The sequence below is a fragment of the Novimethylophilus kurashikiensis genome, from assembly GCF_003112435.1.
Lineage (GTDB): Bacteria > Pseudomonadota > Gammaproteobacteria > Burkholderiales > Methylophilaceae > Novimethylophilus > Novimethylophilus kurashikiensis.
Genome location: NZ_BDOQ01000006.1, coordinates 266312 through 287324 on the forward strand (window position 1 = coordinate 266312; position 21013 = coordinate 287324).

Annotated in this window: 23 protein-coding genes; 13 read left to right on the forward strand and 10 right to left on the reverse strand. The window is 47.7% G+C overall.

The window, feature by feature from the left end:
• Positions 1-4 precede the first annotated feature (4 nt).
• Complete coding sequence (locus tag NMK_RS08820; protein WP_109015400.1) at positions 5-487, forward strand: hypothetical protein; 483 nt, start codon at positions 5-7, stop codon at positions 485-487.
• Between the two features lie 314 nt (positions 488-801).
• On the opposite strand, the gene NMK_RS08825 is transcribed toward NMK_RS08820, so the two are convergent.
• Positions 802-1230, reverse strand: coding sequence for a hypothetical protein (locus NMK_RS08825; RefSeq protein ID WP_109015401.1), 429 nt, complete (start codon positions 1228-1230; stop codon positions 802-804).
• Between the two features lie 170 nt (positions 1231-1400).
• Between NMK_RS08825 and NMK_RS08830 the strand changes: the two genes are divergently transcribed.
• Positions 1401-1607, forward strand: coding sequence for a helix-turn-helix domain-containing protein (locus tag NMK_RS08830; protein ID WP_227871439.1), 207 nt, complete (start codon positions 1401-1403; stop codon positions 1605-1607).
• Positions 1608-1695: 88 nt separating this feature from the next.
• Here NMK_RS08830 and NMK_RS08835 read toward each other — a convergent pair whose 3' ends face one another.
• Entirely contained in the window at positions 1696-2337 is a 642-nt protein-coding gene (locus NMK_RS08835) for an SOS response-associated peptidase (RefSeq protein ID WP_109015403.1), read from the reverse strand.
• An 87-nt stretch (positions 2338-2424) separates the two neighbouring features.
• Here NMK_RS08835 and NMK_RS08840 point away from each other — a divergent pair, with 87 nt between their 5' ends.
• Together NMK_RS08840 and NMK_RS08845 are read left to right on the forward strand one after the other, a co-directional pair.
• The gene (locus tag NMK_RS08840) at positions 2425-2901 is read left to right on the forward strand and encodes a LexA family protein (protein WP_109015404.1); all 477 of its coding nucleotides are present in this window, start codon (positions 2425-2427) and stop codon (positions 2899-2901) included.
• Entirely contained in the window at positions 2879-4183 is a 1305-nt protein-coding gene (locus tag NMK_RS08845) for a Y-family DNA polymerase (protein ID WP_109015405.1), read from the forward strand. The genes NMK_RS08840 and NMK_RS08845 overlap by 23 nt, the downstream gene beginning before the upstream one ends.
• Positions 4184-4422: 239 nt before the next feature.
• Here NMK_RS08845 and NMK_RS08850 read toward each other — a convergent pair whose 3' ends face one another.
• The 3 genes from NMK_RS08850 to NMK_RS08860 are packed head-to-tail and all read right to left on the reverse strand — an operon-like array spanning position 4423 to position 5831.
• The gene (locus tag NMK_RS08850) at positions 4423-5178 is read right to left on the reverse strand and encodes a plasmid recombination protein (protein ID WP_109015406.1); all 756 of its coding nucleotides are present in this window, start codon (positions 5176-5178) and stop codon (positions 4423-4425) included.
• The gene (locus NMK_RS08855) at positions 5175-5519 is read right to left on the reverse strand and encodes a hypothetical protein (RefSeq protein ID WP_146187147.1); all 345 of its coding nucleotides are present in this window, start codon (positions 5517-5519) and stop codon (positions 5175-5177) included. Before NMK_RS08855 ends, NMK_RS08850 begins: the two co-directional genes overlap by 4 nt.
• 45 nt (positions 5520-5564) lie before the next feature.
• Entirely contained in the window at positions 5565-5831 is a 267-nt protein-coding gene (locus NMK_RS08860; protein WP_109015408.1) for a helix-turn-helix domain-containing protein, read from the reverse strand.
• Between the two features lie 206 nt (positions 5832-6037).
• Here NMK_RS08860 and NMK_RS08865 point away from each other — a divergent pair, with 206 nt between their 5' ends.
• Positions 6038-6463 (forward strand): helix-turn-helix domain-containing protein, encoded by a 426-nt coding sequence (locus NMK_RS08865; protein WP_109015409.1) that lies wholly within the window; start codon positions 6038-6040, stop codon positions 6461-6463.
• A gap of 379 nt (positions 6464-6842) precedes the next feature.
• On the opposite strand, the gene NMK_RS08870 is transcribed toward NMK_RS08865, so the two are convergent.
• From NMK_RS08870 to NMK_RS08885, 4 genes are all read right to left on the reverse strand, one after another.
• Positions 6843-8174 carry an HD-GYP domain-containing protein gene (locus NMK_RS08870; RefSeq protein WP_181376209.1) on the reverse strand — a complete coding sequence of 444 codons (1332 nt, stop codon included), beginning with the start codon at positions 8172-8174 and terminating at the stop codon, positions 6843-6845.
• A gap of 368 nt (positions 8175-8542) precedes the next feature.
• A complete protein-coding gene (locus tag NMK_RS08875; protein ID WP_181376210.1) occupies positions 8543-9334 on the reverse strand; it encodes a DUF3014 domain-containing protein in 792 nt (263 codons plus the stop codon).
• Positions 9335-9342: 8 nt separating this feature from the next.
• Entirely contained in the window at positions 9343-10491 is a 1149-nt protein-coding gene (locus NMK_RS08880; protein WP_109015412.1) for a TGL-type protein-glutamine gamma-glutamyltransferase, read from the reverse strand.
• Between the two features lie 184 nt (positions 10492-10675).
• On the reverse strand, positions 10676-12046 hold the full coding sequence (locus tag NMK_RS08885) for a chloride channel protein (protein ID WP_227871433.1): 1371 nt from the start codon (positions 12044-12046) through the stop codon (positions 10676-10678).
• Positions 12047-12169: 123 nt separating this feature from the next.
• Here NMK_RS08885 and NMK_RS08890 point away from each other — a divergent pair, with 123 nt between their 5' ends.
• The 5 genes from NMK_RS08890 to NMK_RS08910 all read left to right on the forward strand — a co-directional run bounded on the left by NMK_RS08890 (position 12170) and on the right by NMK_RS08910 (position 14626).
• Positions 12170-12583: a hypothetical protein gene (locus NMK_RS08890; protein WP_146187148.1), complete on the forward strand. Its 414-nt coding sequence runs from the start codon at positions 12170-12172 to the stop codon at positions 12581-12583.
• Between the two features lie 24 nt (positions 12584-12607).
• Positions 12608-12853 (forward strand): sulfurtransferase TusA family protein, encoded by a 246-nt coding sequence (locus NMK_RS19030; RefSeq protein WP_109015415.1) that lies wholly within the window; start codon positions 12608-12610, stop codon positions 12851-12853.
• Positions 12854-12976: 123 nt separating this feature from the next.
• Positions 12977-13678 (forward strand): DUF4396 domain-containing protein, encoded by a 702-nt coding sequence (locus tag NMK_RS08900; protein WP_181376211.1) that lies wholly within the window; start codon positions 12977-12979, stop codon positions 13676-13678.
• Between the two features lies 1 nt (position 13679).
• Entirely contained in the window at positions 13680-14369 is a 690-nt protein-coding gene (locus NMK_RS08905; RefSeq protein ID WP_109015416.1) for a hypothetical protein, read from the forward strand.
• A gap of 50 nt (positions 14370-14419) precedes the next feature.
• Positions 14420-14626: a heavy-metal-associated domain-containing protein gene (locus NMK_RS08910; RefSeq protein WP_109015417.1), complete on the forward strand. Its 207-nt coding sequence runs from the start codon at positions 14420-14422 to the stop codon at positions 14624-14626.
• 327 nt (positions 14627-14953) lie between these two features.
• Here the strand turns inward: NMK_RS08910 and NMK_RS08915 are convergent, their stop codons facing one another.
• Positions 14954-15874: a sodium:calcium antiporter gene (locus tag NMK_RS08915; protein WP_109015418.1), complete on the reverse strand. Its 921-nt coding sequence runs from the start codon at positions 15872-15874 to the stop codon at positions 14954-14956.
• Positions 15875-16404: 530 nt separating this feature from the next.
• Between NMK_RS08915 and NMK_RS08920 the strand changes: the two genes are divergently transcribed.
• The 3 genes from NMK_RS08920 (at position 16405) to NMK_RS08930 (ending at position 21005) form a co-directional block, all read left to right on the forward strand.
• Positions 16405-16953 (forward strand): hypothetical protein, encoded by a 549-nt coding sequence (locus NMK_RS08920; protein WP_146187149.1) that lies wholly within the window; start codon positions 16405-16407, stop codon positions 16951-16953.
• Between the two features lie 62 nt (positions 16954-17015).
• Positions 17016-20219: a helicase-related protein gene (locus NMK_RS08925; RefSeq protein WP_109015420.1), complete on the forward strand. Its 3204-nt coding sequence runs from the start codon at positions 17016-17018 to the stop codon at positions 20217-20219.
• 6 nt (positions 20220-20225) lie between these two features.
• The gene (locus NMK_RS08930) at positions 20226-21005 is read left to right on the forward strand and encodes a DUF4391 domain-containing protein (protein WP_109015421.1); all 780 of its coding nucleotides are present in this window, start codon (positions 20226-20228) and stop codon (positions 21003-21005) included.
• The last annotated feature ends 8 nt before the right edge of the window (positions 21006-21013 follow it).

Here is a 21013-nt window from a genome sequence, read left to right on the forward strand (position 1 = left end):
GGCTATGGCACTGGAAAACTGGCGCGAACTGCTTGCTGAGTGTGGCAACCCAGAACTGGCTGTTGCTATCGCTCGAAGTATAGAAGCGCTATGGCGTGAAGACCGTCACTCGTTGGTAGTCGATGCTTCCGAGCGACATATAGCTGCAGAGTTAGCATCTCACATTCGAGCTCAAGGACTGTTATCCCCCGATGGCGAGCCATGGAATGTCCATGTTGAATACAACCGCAAGGGTGTCAAAATTAAAACTGTGAACGGAGGGGAGCAGGTTGTTATTCCCGACATCATTCTGCACCGTATCGGCACTGATAATAATTTTCTGGCCATTGAGCTAAAAAAGGGAGTGTCACCAACTCCAGACGATGACGACATCAAAAAGCTTTTAGCCTACAAACAGCCTCATGAACTAAATTACGTCCACGCATTGTTCTTGCGCCTTGGAGTCAGGGAAATGGCCGGTACAGTTTCGTGTGCGATTTGGGCTTAAATCGAGCTACCGCTCTACCCAGAACTAAAACCAATTAGTCCTCACTGAAATATGAGGCCAGGGCCTCAAGCTGACGTGGCGCCGTTGCTGTAAATCCAGTGGTTGCAGAGCGGTGTTACCAATTAGGTTTTTACTCGAGAATCGTACAAGAGTTGCCAATACCTCTCTCCAATTGCATCCGCCTTCTGCTTGAAGGATGGAATGTGTGAAAGCCGTTCTTTTAAACGATGCGCTCCCAGCCTTCGCCGCTCTAGCTCCTGCGGAGTTAGCTTGTGCTTGGAAATCAACTTCCGTAAACGATCTTCCATTTTCAATTATCGGCACCTTACCGAATCATCATATTGCTTTGTGCAAGTAAAATCTATCGACTGAGGAGCCGATGGAATTGGGATTGGTATGTTGTTCATGCTGTCTATCTGCTGGTTCAATCTTACTTCCAGCCTATCAGCTTCTTCAGTGTACCTAGCAAGCAATCTATCAAATGCTAATCCAGCTTGAGCAGGTTTGATTTGTTTCGCATCCAAAGCCTCAAGCAAGTCCTGCATTTCATTGATCATTGAGTTATGCAAATGATCGTACGCACTACTTACAAAGTCATTTTTATTGGTGATCAATCCCTGACTTCTCTCAATGCCACAAACAATGAGTTCTCGCACAGTATGCTTGAGATATGGATTGCAGTTACCAGCTGCATTGACCGTGAAAGACGTCATCAAAGCTAGAAACAAAATCAGTATTTTCATCTATAACCCATCAATAAACCTGACCAAGTGAACATGCCTGTTCCTAGTTGAATAATATCCAAATCTTAGACTTATTGCCCAATATATTGTGAAGACATTGGGTCTGCGTCCCCGTAACTTGCACCTCTTAACCGGAGGTGCAGTTGGAACCAGAAGTTGCATTTGGAAGAGTGCTGAAGAGAATGAGAATGCAACTGAAAATGTCGCAGGAAGCGCTCGCCCATCAGGCTGACGTTGAACGCAACTATATATCTTTGCTGGAACTTGGCCGCAACAGTGCAAGCCTCAAGATCATATTCAAGATCGTTCCCGCACTAAATGTGAGTGTTTCAGAATTTATGCGGTTAGTTGAAGAAGAAATGAATCAGGTTAAATGAACCTGAGCTCCACGTTCCGTATCTCTCTGCACCCACTTAGCTACAACTAATCACTACGCAGTAGTCCGGTCTTGATGAACACGTAGTATTAATCTGTTGCCATCAGTTCCGACGGAAACTGCCGTAGAAAGTAGCGGCTTTCATCTGGCGATGCGGACAGCCATGCATCGTATTCCTCATCTTGCAGGATCACTACCATCCGTTTTTCATCATCAGGCTTGTGATAGCTCCGCATGAATGCATGATCATCCGCGTTCACCGTTAACATCGTGAAGCTGCGCAGAACCTCACCATTCGGCTGCTTCCAGCCGGTCCACAAACCTGCTATACCCATCGGCTTGCCATCGGTGCGAACAATTCGAGTCGGAGTGCACTTACCGCTTCGCCAGTCGGGCTCGAAAATCGCCTCAGCTGGAATGATGCAGTGTCGTGCGAGACGCCATGCATCGCGGAATGATGGCTTCTCGTGCACTGTTTCCGATCTTGCGTTGTAGGTTTGTCGCGCTATCTTCTCGTCCTTGGCCCAATGCGGAATTAGGCCAAACGAACCAACCATAAGCTCATGCTTAGGCACTGCCTCATCACCAACGTCAGCGAACTCGTGTTTGCGTATAAACGGCCCGACATAGCCGGGCCAGAGCCTAGGCTTGAGGTCTGGCGGAAGATCTTCTACACCAAAATGCGTGCGCAGCTTTGTCTTGTCCAGCACGGGGTCATAGTTAGAGCACATCTGCAATTTTTACCATAGACACCTATCTTTTGTCGGCGTATATTTCGCACTGAAATTGTTGTACGTTCGTTCAATAGATGATTCAACATGAGCAATGCCCTCGAGATACCAACGTTCACCCTCTTCCGTCTTCCCGAGAACCTGTCGGAAGTCTCTCTTCCGATCTATGGGTTCAAACTGATTGCCGGAGCGACTACAGGCTTCGCATCGCCAGCGCAGGATTATGAAACGGTCGATGAACTCAATCTGACAGCTCATTTGGTGCAGAACAAACCCGCTACATTTCTTTTTCCTGTAGGGAAAGATTACGACTCAATGATTGATGACGGCATACTGCCCGGCAGCTTGCTTATTGTGGATCGCTCGCTGAAGGTAAGGCACGGAAGCATTGTGGTAGCTGCCGTAGATGGGGAGTGGTTGGTTAAGCGCCTATATAAGCGGAATGGCGAGGTACAGCTGCACTCATCAAATCGGGACAAAAACTACCCACCAATCGAATTCAAGGAAGGTCGCGAACTTTATATCTTTGGCGTGGTGAAAGATGCGATCAACAAGCTCGCCTAGGCCAGTGTTCGCGCTGGCGGACGTCAATTCCATGTACTGCTCATGCGAGCGTGCATTCCGCCCGGACCTGCACAAGACGCCCATCGTGGTCCTGTCGAACAACGATGGCTGTGTAATTGCTCAGACCAAGGAAGTGAAGGCATTGGGTATCGAGATGGCGCAGCCATGGTTCGAAGTAGAAAAGCAGGCGCGTGCGATAGGCGTGGTCGCATTCTCATCCAATTACGAGATGTATGCCAGCTTCAGCAATAGGTTCGTTGAAACGCTGCGGCATTTCGCGCCCAGAATCGAGGTTTATTCCATCGACGAGTGTTTTATGGACCTGACCGGCTTGAAACTCGATCTCGAAGAGTATGGCCGCAAGATCAAGGATACGGTTCTAGAATGGACATCCTTACCCATCTGTGTCGGTATTGGACACAGCAAGACCTTGGCGAAGCTGGCTAATAAGGTAGCGAAAAAACAGGAGCGATTTGGTGGGGTATGCGACTTCACGAGCATGTCCGAGGCTGAGCTGGATGCACTTCTTGAGAAGCTCGACGTGGATAAGGTTTGGGGCGTCGGGCGACGTTATGCGGAACGCCTGAACAGCCTGGGTGTGCGTAACGTGCTGCGATTGAAACGAGCTAATCCTCGTCGCGTACGGGATGAGTTCGGTGTGGTGCTCATGCGTACAGTCCAGGAATTGAACGGCATAGCTTGTCATGAGCTTACCGAGGAAATTGAGCCATCTAAGCAGGTCATGAGTTCCCGGTCGTTTGGACAGCGCGTAAGTAGCTTGCAGGGCTTGCGGGAGGCTATCTCCTTTCACGCTGCAACTGCCACTGCAAGGTTGCGCGAGCAAAGGCTCTATGCGCAGGCAGTTCATTGCTTCATCCAGAACAGCCCGTTCGACGAGAGGCCGTATTTCGGACGCAGCCTGACTATCGCATTGCCAAGCCCGACCAATGATACGTTTAAAGTGACAGAGGCCGCTCTGATGCTGCTGGAACGCATGTACGCCCCTAAGGTGTATTACCAGAAGGCTGGAGTCATGCTGATGGAGCTAGTGCCCGTAGCAGGGCAGCAAATGGATTTGCTGGGGTATTCCGATGATGCAGGTAAAGCTGAGTCACTGATGACTGCGATCGATAAGATTAACGAACGTTACGGCAGGCATACCGTCCGTTTAGCCTCTCAGGGTTATCGCAATGATTGGGCAATGCGTCGGGAACTGAAGAGTAGAAACTACACGGCTGACTGGAACGAGCTACCTACTATCGGAGAACGATTTGCTCTCTAGAATTTCTAGCAGATGCCACATCATCGCATGCAAATTAATAAAAATAGTTATACGCATGTGAGATTAGCCTAAAAATGGAATAGTTTATGTAACCACTTGGTAACTGCAGCGTAACCTCCTTTTAGTTGAGAGGCTCACCCAGCCTTTTACAGTTAGTTCCGTTTATATATAACTAAGTGCAAAGCTAGCGGAACAACGAACCCTACACAGGATAGGGTTCGATTTGGAACTATGCAAACTTATATCGTTGATCCATGCCCCTTGCTTGTCATGATCTCAACGAATGACTGACGTGCACCAGCTTTGGCTCTTGAAATCATAATTCCTAGCGCACTTGCAAAGATAGCTGGGTTTACTGTGATCATGTCACGCACCACTGCCCAAATTTTTGAATGTTGGACAGGATCGTTTCTCAAAGCGGCAAGTACGTTTTTTAGAGTTTCTTCTTTAGCGTATCCAATCAATCGTCCGCTTGGTTTTGCCAAGCCATATCTACACCCGACCGCAATATGAAATCGAGCATGTAATTCTTGAAGGCGTCTCTTGTTTCCCACCATTTCCGACCCCTTCATGCTTCCATTTATAAGCGGAAGAATCAATGCATGTGCGTGTGGAGCACTTTCGTCCAGATGAACGTCGAAGCTTAAAACATGACCGGCAAATTCAGTGCATGTCCATTCCAGACAGTCGCTGAAAAACTTCTTGTGATCTGCGGAATGTTTCGCAGGCAACGAAAACACAACCTCGACAGCGACTACACCATCTTTACGCATTTTTTTAATACCAGCCCTTTGCATCATACTTTTAGCTTCTTGGCTGATTCCCATCGCTGTAGTAGCTCCAGTCAGCGAATAATTAAGATGAGATTTCGTAGGATCGATATTTCCACCTCCGACTAACTCGCTCTGAATTTCCCGCCGGTTATGTTTAGCAGCCGCAAGCACTCGAGTAGCTCCTTTCAGCTTCGCCAATCTCAACAGATGAGTCGAGGTCATATTGATTCCTCCACCATCTTCAATAGATTCTTGCGTATGTCTTTTAACTTTTTAGCAAACTTTTTCATTTCAGTTGCTGACTTTGCGCTGATGCTTGAACCCAACTTACCAACCACATTTCGGTTAGTTAATTTCGGATTTATTGCTTCAAGTAGTTGATCAATTATCACAATGTCTGCTGATCCACTAAAGTTGTGGTGTAAGTTTTGATCGGGGTAAAGATGTATGAATTTAGCTCCCACCTTTCTCAAATTATCTTCTGCAGTCGCAAAATATTTCCGTCTGAATTCCATCTCCCTCGATTCCACATCTGCTGGAGAATTAGCGAATTTAATAGTCATGTTTAGCTTTCTCGTACTGATCTAATTTGGTTTACACATGAGTCATCAACGCACAGTTTGACGATTCAAGAATTCATCGAGAGCACTTTTCCTATACCTAACCAAGCGCCCCACTTTCACATAAGAAATCTTGTAACGTCTTGTGCATCTCCAAACATCGAGGGTATGTGGATAAATACCAAGATAGCTGGCCGCTTCTACTGTATTTAATAATGGGTCTCGGTTATTCAGCTGCACCTCATCGCTTTCATTGTTATGAATTGATGTTTGATTACTGCCATCTTCGAATGTAGTTTGATCTTTGCTCAGCATTTAATTTTTCACAAATGATTGCTCTTTAATGTTGATTAATTTTGATTCGACTAAAAGCTACCTGGCTTTAATTGAACACACCTTGTCTAACCCAAGTGCGAATCAGAGGCACATATTAATATAACTTTTACTTTTTAAGTTAAACTTTTTTGTCTGATTGAACTTTTTCTTGTATATTTATGAGAACAATTTAGGGATAAATCGATATGGAGCTGAAAGACCAAATCCGGATTGCAAGAGAGGCAAAAGGCTGGGATCAAGCCGAGCTTGCAAAACGAGCAGGGGTATCTAAAACGTCAGTCACATATTGGGAAAATGGGAAAGGAATAAAGATTGGAAGGCTTCAACAGCTGGAAACTCTTCTTGGCGTCACACTAAACGCTACCGGGAAGATACCCGATGGGCTTCCATCTTTTGTTACCCCACAGCATCTTGAAATGCTTGCCGCATATAACCGATTGCCATTAAGAATCAAAAATGCCATCAATGAATTGATTTTGTTTCATGCAGCTGGGACTAAGAATCATGTAGATGCTTTTTTTGAGGATGGAATCCAACCATCTGGAGATCTGAATGTGACCGGCTCAGCTTTGTCGACCAGCGCCGTGAAGAGAAGATCCAACTCGAAATAAATCTGGACAATAAAAGTTTAAAAATGAGGAATGAATTGACTCGTTTCAGTAGACACTTTGCCGCCAGTTGAACGGCAGAATACCAGCACATTGCCGCCTCAGACTGGCCTTATCCGTAAGGGCAGCATTGGCCAAGAACCAGACTGTTGCTAATGATTATTGCAATGTCAGCTTACGGCCAAGAGCAGTCGTTTACAGAGATAGAAACCAAGGTCGGCTTCTCGGCCATTGCAGCCGTTCGGATTCATAGCAGCTTGGTCCTCTATGTAATCTATAGCTGTCACTGATCACGAATTCATGCCGAACGGCTGCTTTTCAATACCGGGAATGCGTACTTCCGACCCATTGCAGCCCTTGGAATTTCAGCAATCTTTGCCTGTCATAGGGTGTTCTGATCACTGAATGCCGTCAGCGCCCTCGTTTCTGATACCCAATCAGCGATTGGGCGTAGAGCGGAAGTTTTGTCTTCGTGGTCTAGCAATGGCCATCGTCGATGAATTTCTTTTAGAACTTCTCTTATCTGCCAAAATGTCTCATCTGATAGGACTCGCATCTCTAACAAAAATCTAGGATCATTCTCGGCCTCAAGTAGCATCGTATTTTCTGGGTTTGGGTCAAATCCTGCATCGAATACTGCCACTTCCAAATTCGATATCCGCTCGTTTATGAAGTGCCCGACGGGTTGGCTATCTCGCAATGCCAAGTAAGTTTCAGCCCATGATTGCAAGACCATGGCTATGGTTCTAATTCGCTCAGCAGTTAATTCTTGTAATTCCGGTGTTATTGAAGGTAATTGGATATCCTGATCCTTGTAGAAGATATCTAGATAACCAATATATTCGTGCCCATAGCGTCGAGAATTCAACTTAAGAATGGTTTCCAGGCGAAGGCCACCATGGTTCTCATCATTTTGCTCAAAACGGCTTGACACAATGACAGCCAGCGCGATGATCTGCCCCATGCGACCAATTCTATTTCCACGCAAACCTCGAGGGTAGCCACTACCATCTAAACGCTCATGATGTTCAAGGATTGCATTGGTAATGTTGGCTTCATACTCTGGAAATTCTTTAAGGATTAGGTATGCCGTAACTGGATGGGCATAGAGATGGTTCCACTCTTGTTCTGTTAGCACATGGCCATCGTCAAGTAGTCTATGGTCCATATGCATAATGCCGATGTCATGAAGTAATGCCGCAGTTGCAAGCCCTATTAATTCTTCCTCTAACAAATTGGCACGAATACCGATATAAATACTAACGATTGTGACATAAAGACTGTGTTGCAATAGTCTAGGACGAACTTCCCTCATTACAGTTAGCTTGAAGGCCATTGCAGGGTTGAGCTGAACTTGTTTGAGCACCCGCACAAGAACATCTGTTTGGGAAAAATTGGCTTTAAACGCTAGAAGCCGAGCATCATAAGCCAGCAAATTGTTCAACTGTTCAGCGAGTTCCTCGGTCGTAATAGGGTTTTCAATGCCGAGGGATTGATCAAGGTCAGGGATTAACTTGTGATGAACAAGTTGATCGTATAGCTTGCTATTAAAGCGAACCCCCTTTTTAATAAGTTTGAGACCGGTACTTGAATAAATATCTTGAGTAGTAATTAGTGAGCGACTATCGCCAAGCTCAGTTAAAGTCTTTAGATAATTTGATGAAGCAATTTGAATGGCTGCCTCAGTAGCCGCTTCATCACTTACGCCATCCATAACAAGCTCCATTCCTATATTTTCAGGAGTTTACGAAAAGACTATTGTTTCGTTCTAAAACCCTGATACAAATCTAGACGTCAGTTTGCAAAGCTTCATACATCATCATCTTTGCCTTTCGCTCGTTTAAAGCGACACATGGCCAATCGGCATATCGAAGTTGCCCCCTCGGGTCTATTTTCGTTTCTGCCGCGATAGAAACCAAGCGATCTATATGACTAACGCAGCAGGCCACTAGATGATTTATTGGCTGATTGACCAGCTACTTCTCTTCAAAATAAAGAAGTAAAAAAGGACGGGAGCACCCGCTTTAGCCGCCCCCGCCTAGCCGCTCTTCCTCGTAATCGTTATAGCTAAGAACTTCGTATTTATCTGACGTCCGACGTGCCAATCTTGTGCATGTGATGAATCAACTCCTGTTTGATTTCTCTTATCTTATTTTTGATCAACATTTCGTTATCGATACCAATCCGTACAAGAATTCTCTGCCCAATGGAAAGGCTTTCGATATCTGGGTCGGCATATTGGTAGTAATACTTTGGTTGCTCCAACTTAATTTGTTTGCTGAACTCAGGCGCAGCAAGCAGATCATCTATGGCTACCATCAAGCGGTCATTAAAATATTTACCTGGGTAACCTAGCTCTTCATAAGACTGTTGGAACAATGGATATAGCCGGACATATAACTCCACTAATTTCTTAGCATCTAACGATTCTGCTAGTCGTACATATGGGGTATAGCGAATAGCATTCTGTTGATCTATACCGATAGTTCCTTTTGTCTTTTCTATGATGAACTTTCCACGGGCAGGCTCTACAGGCATCACACTCATCGGTGCACGTGGGCCTGGCAGATTATCAATCGTTGCAACGATGTCGTGAATGATTTGCTCGGTCTTGAAAATTTTCAGCAGCGATTGATTGCCGATTAGACTCGTCAAAGCATCCATCACGAATGGATCGCTATTTGCCAAATCTGGTAAAGATCCTTGGGTAGCAGGAGGGGTTATGACTTGACGTGCTACCGGTTTAGGTGGGGTCGATGTCATCGCAGGAATGGGTGGTGGAACTGGTTCGTCCACCGGTATCGATTGAATATGTTGCCAGTAATAGTAGATGGCAACACATAACGTACCGAGGGTGAAAATTGCTGCAACCATGAGCCTTTTCATTGAGGTGAGCCCATGAGCATGTCAAAAGGCAGAACTATGTCGGAAGTTCCTTGACAAACTAAACGAGGATATTCACGCGTTCTATCGATGCAACCACCATCAGCGTATACCCCTTTGGAATCACGCAATCGCATCATTTTTCCAAGAATGATTTGGACTTTGGCATGGTCCTTCATTGTTGCGCAAACCCTTTCATCGACAATTGTTTCATCAATCCTCGGGGCTCCCTCTTCGTCTGTGTAAATTGCATGACGCCAGTGGTAGAGTTCGACGCATTTTTCCGCCAAGGTATATGGTTTGTCCGGCTCCCAAAAATTGGTAAATAAGCCATTTCCAAGATAGAAAACCCAAGACCCTTCATAGCCAGAGACGTCAGAGGATGCTTCGTCTGGGTTGCGGAACCACAACCTATCGCCAGGTACATAAAATTTCATTGGCAGAGGTTCATTCACTGAACCGTACTCGCAAAGAAATGTGTCATGGAAGCGGCCTGACATGATGGCGCGGGTTTCCCACTGGCGTTGTAACCCTTGTAATAGTATTGGGTTAGACGTTTCGAGTTCCAGCGCCATACCGAGCAGGATCACATACTCTGTAGCGCGATAGCAGGAAAATGAATAGCGGATTTCAGAGTTGTCGGGCTGCGTTGCAGTTCTAAGAGCCTCGATTAAATGTTTTCCTGGAACCAAGATGAAGCCAGCTTCTTCAGAGTATCGCCAATATTCAGTGGGTCGATCGACTTTGGATGTGTGAAAAGAGAGTGCAGTGCGGCGAGCTCCTTGCACAATATTTTGACGGATGCGAACTGAAGCAAGCATTTCATCATGGCTGGGAAACGCAAAAGTAACAGGCGCCAGCAGCATGGCCACCAGGATTTCTTTTTCCAGGTCATCTGTCTTTGCCAGCGTATCGAGTTGAAGCGTCTTACAGAGGTTTAATGTACTGCGATCTGGGGCCCATGCTTCTTGAATCTCTCTGCATATCCAGAACCTAGTGCCTTGACCATTCTCGGCAGGAGATATTTCTACGAATGGTGCGAGACCTAATTTTTCGGTCTGCTCAAGGAACTTGAACCGATTAATTTCAATTTCTGAATGGTTTTTTCCGCCAATCAAAACTCCCCCAGATGCCTGTCGTACATACATCTCATCTCCTTTTGATTGATATCAATTTACTTAGTCCTGAATTCTTATGGCATCGATTGTTCCTGTTAGGTGTGCCTCATTTAGACAGGATTTTTATGATGGTTATAGTATAAATATATTTATATAAATGCAATCTGGGGCGACAGGTCCAAGCAAAGAGGAAAATCGGCAGATAGGCGCGCAGTTAGAATGGACTAGCCCGTTTTTTCTCCTTATGCTCTAAAAGAGGATTGCCACTATTTGCCGTTATAGCCAGTGCCGCATAAAGCGGAGGGCTAAACAAGCGGGCAACAATAGAAGAGAGCAATGCGACAGCCATTAGGCTGATCACCATCAAATGGCCGTCAATCATCTCCATGACGATGATGAAAGATGTAATTGGCGCTTGCGTGACCGCGGCGAGGAACGCAGCCATGCACAATGCACAAATAGCGGCTTGACTATACGTGCCACCAAATACGGACAGGAGATCGTTACCAATGCCTGCACCGATCGAAAGAGAAGGAGCGAAGATTCCGCCAGGCACACCGCTAAGGTAAGTGAATATCGTTGCAAGGTATTTAATGGGGGCATACTGCCAAGCCTCTTTAACCCCGCCGCTCAGCATCTGCTGGGTATATTGGTAGCCTGAACCATGAGCCGCCCCGTGACTTACCAAACCTAACAAGGCTACCACCAACCCGCATGCCCCAGCCCATATCAAGGGATGGGTTTTCCTCAGCCGAGCAGGCCAATCATTCATTGGCAGCGAAGCTTCAATCAAGGTTCGACTGAACACCCCGCCAAGTACGCCACAGATTAAGCCACAGACCAAAACAGGCCACAAAATGGTTCTATCAACATGCCCCACGGCTAGGCTACCAAAATAGGTGTAATTACCTTGTAGCGAAATCGAAACCAAGCCTGATAGCACAATGGCCGTGATCACCACACCATTGGTTTTTTGTTCGAATTTCCTACCGAGTTCCTCAATGGCGAACACAATTCCTGCTAGGGGTGTATTGAATGCTGCTGCTATGCCAGCGGCACCTCCGGCCATGATGAGATGATGGGGATGAACGCTGAAGCCTTCAGGTACCAATCGCCTGAAACTGTGAAGAACGCTGGCACCGATCTGTACCGCGGGCCCTTCACGTCCGGATGAGAAACCTACTGCAAGCGCCGACGCACCCAGCAGAATCTTGCCCAAGGCTAGCTTGAGTGAAATCAATGGCGAGACCATCGCTTCCTGCTCCTGCACGGCAGCGATGGTTTGGGGGATTCCGCTGCCTTTAGCACCTGCAAACCACTTCGTAGTGATAGCGGCAATGAGCATGCCACCCAGTGGCGTTACTACCAGCGGGACCCACCAGGCGATTGCCTGCAAGGCAAAAAAGAGGCGGATGGCAAGGTCGGAAAGCCGGACGAACACCACGGTGATTAGTCCGACTGCAGCCGCACCCAACCAAATTACCAGCCTTCCACGCCACGCCTGATGATCGGTCAATTGGGCCTTGGAAACAGCCGTCAAAACTTCCTTAAGATTCAGAACCATAGATAGATTGAAATGACTCAAGCTCAAAAATATTCATTGCCTCAATTATATTTGTACAATAGTATTTTTAAAAATTATTGCTCTGTTTTTTCAAGCCCTGGCGGACTTTGCATGGGTTCGCTCAATTGTTATAAGGGGGAATTGATGTCCTTACATGCACTGGTTGTCTCTGACAGCACAGTCCTTGCTACGTTGTTACAACATCACTTCTTGGTTCTAAATTGGGCTTGCGATGCCCGAACAGTTTCAAACGCATTAGGCCAGGACAGTAAATCAATGGACTACGACTGCGTTGTCATGGTGATCGATACCCACTTCAATAGGCACTATGGCAGCGTCATGGAGGAGGTTTGTCACTTCTTCAAAATTCTAGCGCAGCGACTGCCCTTCTATCTGGTCTTCGAACGTCAATACGAACAGGGATTTCATTGCTGGTTGCGTGGGACCAAGCGGTTGTATCAGTTGGAACACGATGTCGGCAAATTGCAGGAAGCCGTACGAACGATTGTAGAAACAGAATCGAAAGGAATTGACCCGTCGGGCTTTATGGCCCCATGAGCCATTTATGAAAGGGAGAACAATATGCTCTACATACATCAATATGACGTCGTAGTGGATGCAACATCAGATGAATGTCCCATCCCCACCATTCGCAGCAAGGAAGCGCTGGATAGGCTACCTGCAGGAGGGACTCTTAAGCTTATTGCAAGCAGCGAGGGCACCGTCAGGAATATCCGTACACTCGCTTCCAGTCACAGCTATGACCTGGTTCAAGAAACTCGTGAAGACGGTAAGTTTGTTTTTGTTCTTAGGAAATCCGGCAGGTGATTTTTGCTTAAACACCTTGCGTGTCTTGTAGTACATACAATTCAAGCAGGCTCTCCTAAGCTTGGAATCATGGGTGGCTAGCCCACCACCAACCCTTGAATTGATTCTTAAAGGATGCTCGCGATGCCGGATCTGAGCTTCTTTTCATTTCTCGCCAGCCCCATATTCGTAGTGCTCTGGTACATCATCGGCCTGATTGCAGCGATATGGGTGGTACAGGACGAATATCTCAAGAACACTCAGGTACAGCCCGCGCTGAAGTGGGCCTGGCCGATTATCGTTGTCTTCTTCTCCGTGATCGGTCTGGCGCTTTATCTTTGGACCTGCCGCCCGCCGGGTATCGAAAACAAAACAGGCAAGCAGGAAAAGCAGGCGCATCACGAATACGTCAGCTCAACCTTTCGCAAAGTTACGGGCTCGGTGATCCACTGCGTGGGCGGCGATGGCTTGGGCATCATTACGGCAATGGTTGTAGCTAGGCTCATCGGCATGAATTTCTGGCAGGAATACTGGTTCGAATATGTCGTCGGGTTTGCCTTCGGATGGTTCATCTTTCAGTACAAAGCCATGCGAAAAATGGCCGACAGTCCAATGCAAGCGCTATGGATGGGAGGTCGCGCAGAGTTCTTTTCAATGATTACCGTCATGTCCGGTATGGGAGTCGTGATGGGGTATGTGACGCCATTAACCGTCGGCGAGCAGCCTCACCCCGCGACGTTTGCCTTCTGGGGCTTTGCAGCACTCGGTCTTCTGATGGGATTTATCGTCACCTACCCGATGAATTACTGGCTGGTAAAAATCGGCTGGAAACACGGAATGTCCTGATATGAACCGTATGCCTTTACACATTCTTGGGATGACGTTGTTGGGTGTATTGGCCCTCTGGGCATTTGCCGCTATCGTTCAGACTCGTATCGGCCAACCATTGCAAGAGGACACCGAACCTTCATTCGGCATAACACCTGTGGCAGCACTTGCAGAGGGCTTAAAGGCAGACATCGGCCTGGCGGCACAGTCATTAGACAGCAATAAAACGGAGGCGGTACTGGCATTGGATGCGGCTAAGCGGGTAAGCGAACTGGGTATGACATTTGGCGAGCCATTCCAAACAGCACATGAAACCGTCTTGCGCACCCGGCGCAGCATCGCCGACGGTCATCCCGACAAGGCTAAGCGACTATTGCAAAACACCCAACTTACGCAATTCGATGTGAAGGGCGCGAGTGGAAACGTCAATTCACCTCACACCAACTTGCGGAGCTACAAAGGCGCCGTCGTGCTTGACCGTCAAGGTATCCGAATCGGCGAAGTCGTGGATGTTGCCGAACATCAGGGGCGCCCCATGTTGCAACTTGCCATCGGCGGGGTACGTAATGCACTCGGTTTTATCGACTGGGGCGGCAAACGCATGTGGATCGACCCCAGCGCACTGGTATTCGGCAAGGTAAAGACCGTGGGCTCCACCATGATTGCTTGGTCGGACCAAAGCCAACGCCTCGCCCAAAATTCTGATTGAACAAGCGGGCAATCCCGCTACTACACACATCCCTGTCCAAGGAGAAATCCATGTATCAATTGCAAGTGGAAGGCATGACCTGCGGCGGCTGTGCGGCCAATGTAAAACAGGCAGTACAGCGCGTGGACAGCCATGCACAGGTTGATGTGGATTTGCAAAAGAAGACTGTGAATGTCGATACTCAGGCAGACATCCAGGCGGTTCAGTCTTCAATATCTGCCGCCGGATACCCCGTAACCGGATACACCGTGCAATAACGGCGGTGAGATGCTCAGACTTAAATGCGCCTACGTCGGTGTGGGGTACAGCCAGCCGCTGACCGGTGGCGGCTTTTCATTGGATTTCAGCATACCTTCGGAGAGAAACTGTTGAGCATGGACAGTATCCATTGATTCTTAACTTCAAATAGCTGGATGAAAAATCAGTAAAGGCCAGTGGTCTACAGGTGCACTGAATACTCGCTGGTTGAGTGGATATGTGATTCCTCAGCGTCTTCTTTTGACTCTGACAGTCCACTAATGGCCGGTTCAAGACGACGAATCTCTACCCGAAGGGGACATTTAATAGGTTTGTGATCGTGCTTGTCACATACGCTGCAATAGAACGCTTATGTAAACTGCATAAAGTGCCAACAATAATGCGCCTCGCCGCCTTTCAATTAAGCCTGCACTCAATGGGAATAAGCAGATACTTGTGATTAAGCCAAAAATCAAACCCGTTGAAACGTCACCCCACTTTACAGCGATAGGATTAATGATTGCTGCAATTGCGACTACAAATAAACCGTTAAATATATTGCTGCCTAATATCGTTCCCAAGCCAACTTCATCGTGTCCACGCAGTCGGGAGATAACTACTGTGGCTAGTTCTGGCGCGGATGTACCCATTGCAACCAATGTTGCGCCGACAAGAAAGGGATCGATTCCGTAATAAGCTGAAATTGCTGTTGCTCCTGACACGATAAGTTTTCCCGACCCAACCAGAAACGCTAACCCAATAAGGCTTTCAATCACAGATCGGCCATGCTTGTTATCTCCGAGTATTGCTGGCGCAACACTACGTTGCCTTCTAACTTCAAGCACCATAATGACTACCCATATGGCAAATAGAGATAGCAGAATCAAACCATCTGCCCTTGAAAGCAGTCCATCTTGAGCGAGGATGATTAGAAGAATTGGTACGAGCAGTGCGACAGGAAAATCACGCTTCAAAACGTCTTTTGGTGTCTTCAGCGGTGCTATTAAAAGAGCTATGCCAAGAATCAATGCGATGTTGACTACGTTACTTCCCAATGCGTCGCCAAGTGCGATTTGAGGAGTACCAGCTAGGGCAGAAGTTACAGATACGGAAAGTTCTGGGCTCGACGTGGCGAAGGCGGCAAAGGTTGCTGCAATGATTCCTGAGGATATTCTGGCCCACAGAGCAATCCCAACAACTCCGCGAACAAAGAGTTCACCGCCGATTGCTGCACAAATAATCCCCAAAAGCAAAATGAGAAAATCCATAACTCGTAAATGTGCTCAAAATTCGATCACGACAGTTTAACAGTTTGAATGTTTGGAATTGGCCGATAGTATTTTTAGAAAGTATTATCCAATAGCTGCCGTTGCCAACTGAGGCGAAAAATCAGACTCCGATCAACAACCTAGGAGTCTGAAATGGAAACCATCAACAAACGCGAAGCCTGGAACAAGGGAAAACTCGTTGGCCAGAAGCCGCACTACAACGCTAGGTTCCAGACTTGTAGAAGGGCCGTTTGGTAATCACTAACAAAAGGCTAATAACCTATGTTCCACAAGGCTTTCGCCTACTTGCGCTAATCACCATTGCCAATCTGGGCGTCAGGTGTGTTCGATTACGTTCTGCAATACTAGGGAGTCTTGTAAGTCACTGACAGGACGTGTTTAATTGAATAACTGTCCAATAAAGTAATTAAATAATGGCCCGTCCAAGACGAACGGAAATTGATCGGTTAAGAACTGTGGTGTGGTTTGAGTGGCTGCGAGAACGACTTGGGCTCGCTACAGCCTATGAGATGGACGACTTTTTCGGCTCTGGTACTGACCGTAATTGGTATAAGTACCGTTCTGGAACTAGGGTTCCAACGCATGCCACCCTTGCAGCTGTTGAAAAGAGATGTGCAGGTAGTCGTGCCGTATTCGACCTAGGCCCCGGAGGTGTGATGTTATGGGCTGCATTAGCTGCGCCGCATGCAAAGCTTTGGGAGGTGATTGATGTTATTTTTCCCGAGCAAAAGGAGTGGAGAAATAGAGGACTACTCGGGATACAAGAATATGCAATTCATTTTGAACGGAAGTTGCTGCCTGAAAACTACAAAGCAGAGATAGACTATATTGCTCACTCAAAAGGCGAACAACGTAATGCTGTTTATCTAGCATACTCAAGAGGTGAAGTAAAAATCACTCCTGAGGTTGTGGCAGGTGTTATTGCTTTCTGGCGCTTATGTTCGTTAGTTATATTCAATATGTTGAGCGCCGATTACCTGCTCTCTGGGATGATGCACGCATTGTATGATGGGCAAATATTCGCACCCAAATTGATAAGCGCCTATGGTGTTATCTAAAAGATAACCTGAGGGAGGAATATTCAATTGCCCAAAATCAATACTAATAATTTGGGACGACCATGAGAATTGTCACAAATGTAGGGACAGATAGAGTTATCGATATTGTTCGCCCGAGCCTATCAAGCGGCGATGGTCTAGACTTAGCGACCACCAGCTTTTCGCTATTTGCGTTTGAAGAGCTTCAGAATGAGCTATTTAGACTCCAGAACATCAAGCTACTCTTGCCTGGCAGCGATGTTGACTTGGAACTAATCGGCAATCAAGGTGACCGCGCAGGGCGCAACTGCCTTCAATCTCGTTGGCTAGCAAAACGATGCCTTGAATGGCTAAATAAGCAAGTAGAAGTCCGACACGCCCGCGGCGCTGTGCCTCAAGGGGCTGCGATCATCCATAATTCTGTAAATCAAGCTGTCCAAGCAGTTTTTGGGTCATTTTCTTTCAGCACAGATGGTCTAGGCATAACTCCCGGCAATCCGCTAAACCTGATTCAATCCACTGAAAACCTCACAGAATCAGATCATCTGGCCAAATGGTTTAATGCGCAGTGGTCAAACTTATCTGACGTGCAAGAAAAAAAGGTACAGCTGCTCCAGGCTCTGCAGTCCATTTCCGAACTACAAGAACCATTCACCCTCTACACCCTGATCCTTTCCAGCCTGCTGCGTGATGGTGATGGCGAAATGGACGAAGAGCGCATCGTCAAATCGGCAACCGGAATCCGTAATACAGTCGTATGGAAAAAACTGTTCAAATTCCAACGCGATGGGGTTATTGGCGCAATCGATAAGCTCAACCGTTTTGGCGGTTGCATCATTGCCGATAGCGTCGGCCTCGGCAAGACGTTCGAGGCGCTTGCTATCATCAAATACCATGAGCTTCGCAATGATCGCGTCCTGGTGCTTTGCCCCAAACGCTTGCGTGACAACTGGACACTTTACAAAACTAACGACAAGCGCAATTTGCTTGCCTCCGACCGACTCAATTACGACGTTCTCAATCACACCGACCTATCAAGGGATGGGGGATCATCCGGCGACATTGATCTGAGCCATGTTAACTGGGGCAACTACGACTTGGTTGTCATCGACGAATCCCATAACTTCCGTAATAAGGCGACACATAAAGGTAAAGAATCCCGCTACGACCGCCTCATGCGCCGGATCATCAAGGAAGGCGTCAAAACTAGAGTCCTAATGTTGTCTGCAACACCGGTCAATAATCGCTTGGCCGATTTACGTAACCAAATATCCTTCGTGACTGAAGGTGACGATTCAGCCTTGCTGGAACATGGCATTTCCAGTATTGAGGCGACTACGCGCAAGGCGCAGGCCCAATTCAATCGCTGGCTCGACATGGATGAGGCAGAGAAAACACCGTCACGTCTGGTCGAGATGTTGGGGTTTGACTACTTCACCCTACTCGATCATCTCACCATTGCCCGTTCCCGTCGTCATATCGAAAAGTATTACGGCACCAGCGAAACTGGCAAATTCCCGGATCGGCTACCTCCCATTAACATCAAATCTGATGTTGATCGCAGTGGTGCATTCCCGGCCATTCGCGACATTAATCTGGAGATCCGCCGTCTCAACTTGGCGAGCTACGCCCCTCTTCGTTATGTATTGCCACACAAGCAAGCCGCCTACGATGCCAAATACAGCACCCAGATTCGTGGTGGAGAAAGCTTCTTCCGGCAGGTAGACCGTGAAGAAAGCTTGATTCACTTGTTGCGCGTCAATGTGCTCAAGCGAATGGAAAGCGCAGTATCTTCATTTGCATTGACCGTAGAGCGTCAGCTGCGGGACGTAGAAGCGATGCTTGCCCACATTGAAGCCCATGATAAGGACATTGAAGAAATCGACATCGCAGATGTTGATATTGATGATCCGGCATTTGAAAGCCTATTGGTCGGACGCAAGGTCAAAGTCCTACTGAGCGATGTTGATTTGATTCGCTGGAGACAAGACCTGATCGAGGACCGTAACCGGCTTGCCACGCTCTTAGCCGCTGCCAATGAAGTAGACGCCGAACGCGATGCCAAGCTAGCAGCTTTGCGGAAGATGATTGAGCAGAAATGCACTAACCCCATCAACCCTGGCAATCGCAAAATCATCATCTTTACCGCATTTGCCGATACCGCACACTACCTATATGAGCAGCTTTCGCCATGGGCTAAGGCAACCCTTGGAATTGAATCTGCACTGATGACGGGTGCCGGTGGCAACCAAACCACGCTGACAGGACTGCGTAAGGATTTGGCTTCCATTCTCACGGCATTTTCACCCAAGTCAAAAGAGCGACCAGAAGAGCTCTCTTACGAGGGTGAACTGGATTTGCTGATCGCTACCGACTGTATTTCCGAAGGCCAGAACCTCCAGGACTGCGACTGGCTCATTAACTATGACATTCACTGGAATCCAGTGCGTATTATTCAGCGCTTCGGCCGTATCGACCGTATTGGCTCCCCAAATAAGCACATCCAGCTTGTAAATTTCTGGCCCAACATGGAGCTGGAGGAATACATCAACCTAGAGCAGCGCGTTAGCGGCCGCATGGTGCTACTCGATGTTTCCGCAACGGGGGAAGAAAACCTGATTGAGCAGCAATCCGGCAATCCGATGAACGATCTGGAATATCGCCGCAAGCAGTTATTGAAGCTACAAGATAGCGTCATCGATTTAGAAGACCTTTCCAGCGGAGTTTCGATTACAGACCTGACCCTTACCGATTTCCGTATCGATCTGGCGCAATACCTGAAGGCACACCCGGGTAAGCTGGAAACACTGCCGCTTGGTGCCTGTGCGGTAACTTCATCGATCGATGAGGACATCTCGCCCGGTATCATCTTCTGCCTCCGGGCCGAAGGCGTGGCCGCTCAAAAGCCTATCGACCCCGGCTACCCATTGGCACCGCATTATTTAGTACATGTGTCTGAAGATGGAGACGTGGTACTGCCGTACACTCAAGCGAGACGAATTCTGGATCGATTGAAACGCCTGTCATTGGGGCGCGATATGCAGGATGCCGGTGCAACGGCCATTTTTGAGAAGGCCACCAAGAACGGTGAAGACATGCGACAGGCCCAGCGTCTATTAGCATCAGCAGTAGCGTCAATTGCCGGCAAGAGTCAAGAGCGCGCGGTTGCCAGCTTATTCAGTTCAGGTGGTACGCATGCCATGCGGGGCGAGTTTGCAGGTATCAACGATTTTGAGGTGGTCGCCTTTCTGGTGGTACTGCCTGCTGCACATCGAAAGGATCATTAAGTCCTGATGGCAGAAACAACAATAGCCAAAATCATTAATGCCTTACGGCTCCCGGAAAGCTGTCGGGTAGATCAACGCGTCCCCAAAAAACTGCTGGCTGAAAATGGCGCGCCTACCTCTACAGATAAGCGGCTCATCCATGATGGTATCGATGAAATACAATGGCTGGCCGCGCTCAAGCCAGGCACTTCCGGCATTGCCGAATATCGTGATGATGAGCGGGAATATCTGGAAATTGCGTTGCTATCTGTCAGGCTAAGGTCAGAAGCCAGCTCACAGGCGAAGATTGCCCGGTTAGAAGAGCTGATTCACCGCGCAGTGCCTTACCCGGTGTTTTTATTGTGCGGCCTTAAGCAAACGCTGCACCTGTCGCTTGCCAGCAAACGCTGGGCGCAGAATGAGGCAGGCAAGGTCGTGCTGGATGATGGCGTAATTGCAGCCCAATTTCCTGATGGCTTGGATGTCAGCATGCAGGGATTATTCCTGCATGCCCTGCCACTGGATAAGCAACCTAATGTCTCGTTGCTGACGGTCTACCAGGGCTGGATGGATACCCTGCAAGCGCTAAATGCAGCCAGGATCACCGGGGCATTTACCAAGGCTGGCACGCCCGAGCAGGCTGCCAGACAAAGACAAGGGTTACAGGAAATACAGCAACTGAATGCTGAAATGGCTCGCCTCCGTGCAGCCGCAGGCAAAGAAAAACAACTGGCTCGCCAGGTAGAAATGAATCTTGAACTGAAGCGTTTGCAGTCGAAAATAACTGAGATACGCTCCAGTCTGTAATTACAGGG

Excerpts from the sequence above, each read along its gene's own strand:
- NMK_RS08825 (WP_109015401.1), bottom strand. The coding sequence starts at position 1,230 with ATGAAAATACTGATTTTGTTTCTAGCTTTGATGACGTCTTTCACGGTC.
- NMK_RS08900 (WP_181376211.1), top strand. The coding sequence starts at position 12,977 with ATGCCGGATCTGAGCTTCTTTTCATTTCTCGCCAGCCCCATATTCGTA.
- NMK_RS08860 (WP_109015408.1), bottom strand. The coding sequence starts at position 5,831 with ATGCTGAGCAAAGATCAAACTACATTCGAAGATGGCAGTAATCAAACA.
- NMK_RS08880 (WP_109015412.1), bottom strand. The coding sequence starts at position 10,491 with ATGTATGTACGACAGGCATCTGGGGGAGTTTTGATTGGCGGAAAAAAC.
- NMK_RS08835 (WP_109015403.1), bottom strand. The coding sequence starts at position 2,337 with ATGTGCTCTAACTATGACCCCGTGCTGGACAAGACAAAGCTGCGCACG.
- NMK_RS08910 (WP_109015417.1), top strand. The coding sequence starts at position 14,420 with ATGTATCAATTGCAAGTGGAAGGCATGACCTGCGGCGGCTGTGCGGCC.
- NMK_RS08920 (WP_146187149.1), top strand. The coding sequence starts at position 16,405 with ATGGACGACTTTTTCGGCTCTGGTACTGACCGTAATTGGTATAAGTAC.
- NMK_RS08855 (WP_146187147.1), bottom strand. The coding sequence starts at position 5,519 with ATGACTATTAAATTCGCTAATTCTCCAGCAGATGTGGAATCGAGGGAG.
- NMK_RS08905 (WP_109015416.1), top strand. The coding sequence starts at position 13,680 with ATGAACCGTATGCCTTTACACATTCTTGGGATGACGTTGTTGGGTGTA.
- NMK_RS08875 (WP_181376210.1), bottom strand. The coding sequence starts at position 9,334 with ATGGTTGCAGCAATTTTCACCCTCGGTACGTTATGTGTTGCCATCTAC.
- NMK_RS08890 (WP_146187148.1), top strand. The coding sequence starts at position 12,170 with ATGTCCTTACATGCACTGGTTGTCTCTGACAGCACAGTCCTTGCTACG.
- NMK_RS08870 (WP_181376209.1), bottom strand. The coding sequence starts at position 8,174 with ATGGATGGCGTAAGTGATGAAGCGGCTACTGAGGCAGCCATTCAAATT.
- NMK_RS08845 (WP_109015405.1), top strand. The coding sequence starts at position 2,879 with ATGCGATCAACAAGCTCGCCTAGGCCAGTGTTCGCGCTGGCGGACGTC.
- NMK_RS08840 (WP_109015404.1), top strand. The coding sequence starts at position 2,425 with ATGAGCAATGCCCTCGAGATACCAACGTTCACCCTCTTCCGTCTTCCC.
- NMK_RS08820 (WP_109015400.1), top strand. The coding sequence starts at position 5 with ATGGCACTGGAAAACTGGCGCGAACTGCTTGCTGAGTGTGGCAACCCA.
- NMK_RS08850 (WP_109015406.1), bottom strand. The coding sequence starts at position 5,178 with ATGACCTCGACTCATCTGTTGAGATTGGCGAAGCTGAAAGGAGCTACT.
- NMK_RS08915 (WP_109015418.1), bottom strand. The coding sequence starts at position 15,874 with ATGGATTTTCTCATTTTGCTTTTGGGGATTATTTGTGCAGCAATCGGC.
- NMK_RS08930 (WP_109015421.1), top strand. The coding sequence starts at position 20,226 with ATGGCAGAAACAACAATAGCCAAAATCATTAATGCCTTACGGCTCCCG.
- NMK_RS08925 (WP_109015420.1), top strand. The coding sequence starts at position 17,016 with ATGAGAATTGTCACAAATGTAGGGACAGATAGAGTTATCGATATTGTT.
- NMK_RS08865 (WP_109015409.1), top strand. The coding sequence starts at position 6,038 with ATGGAGCTGAAAGACCAAATCCGGATTGCAAGAGAGGCAAAAGGCTGG.
- NMK_RS19030 (WP_109015415.1), top strand. The coding sequence starts at position 12,608 with ATGCTCTACATACATCAATATGACGTCGTAGTGGATGCAACATCAGAT.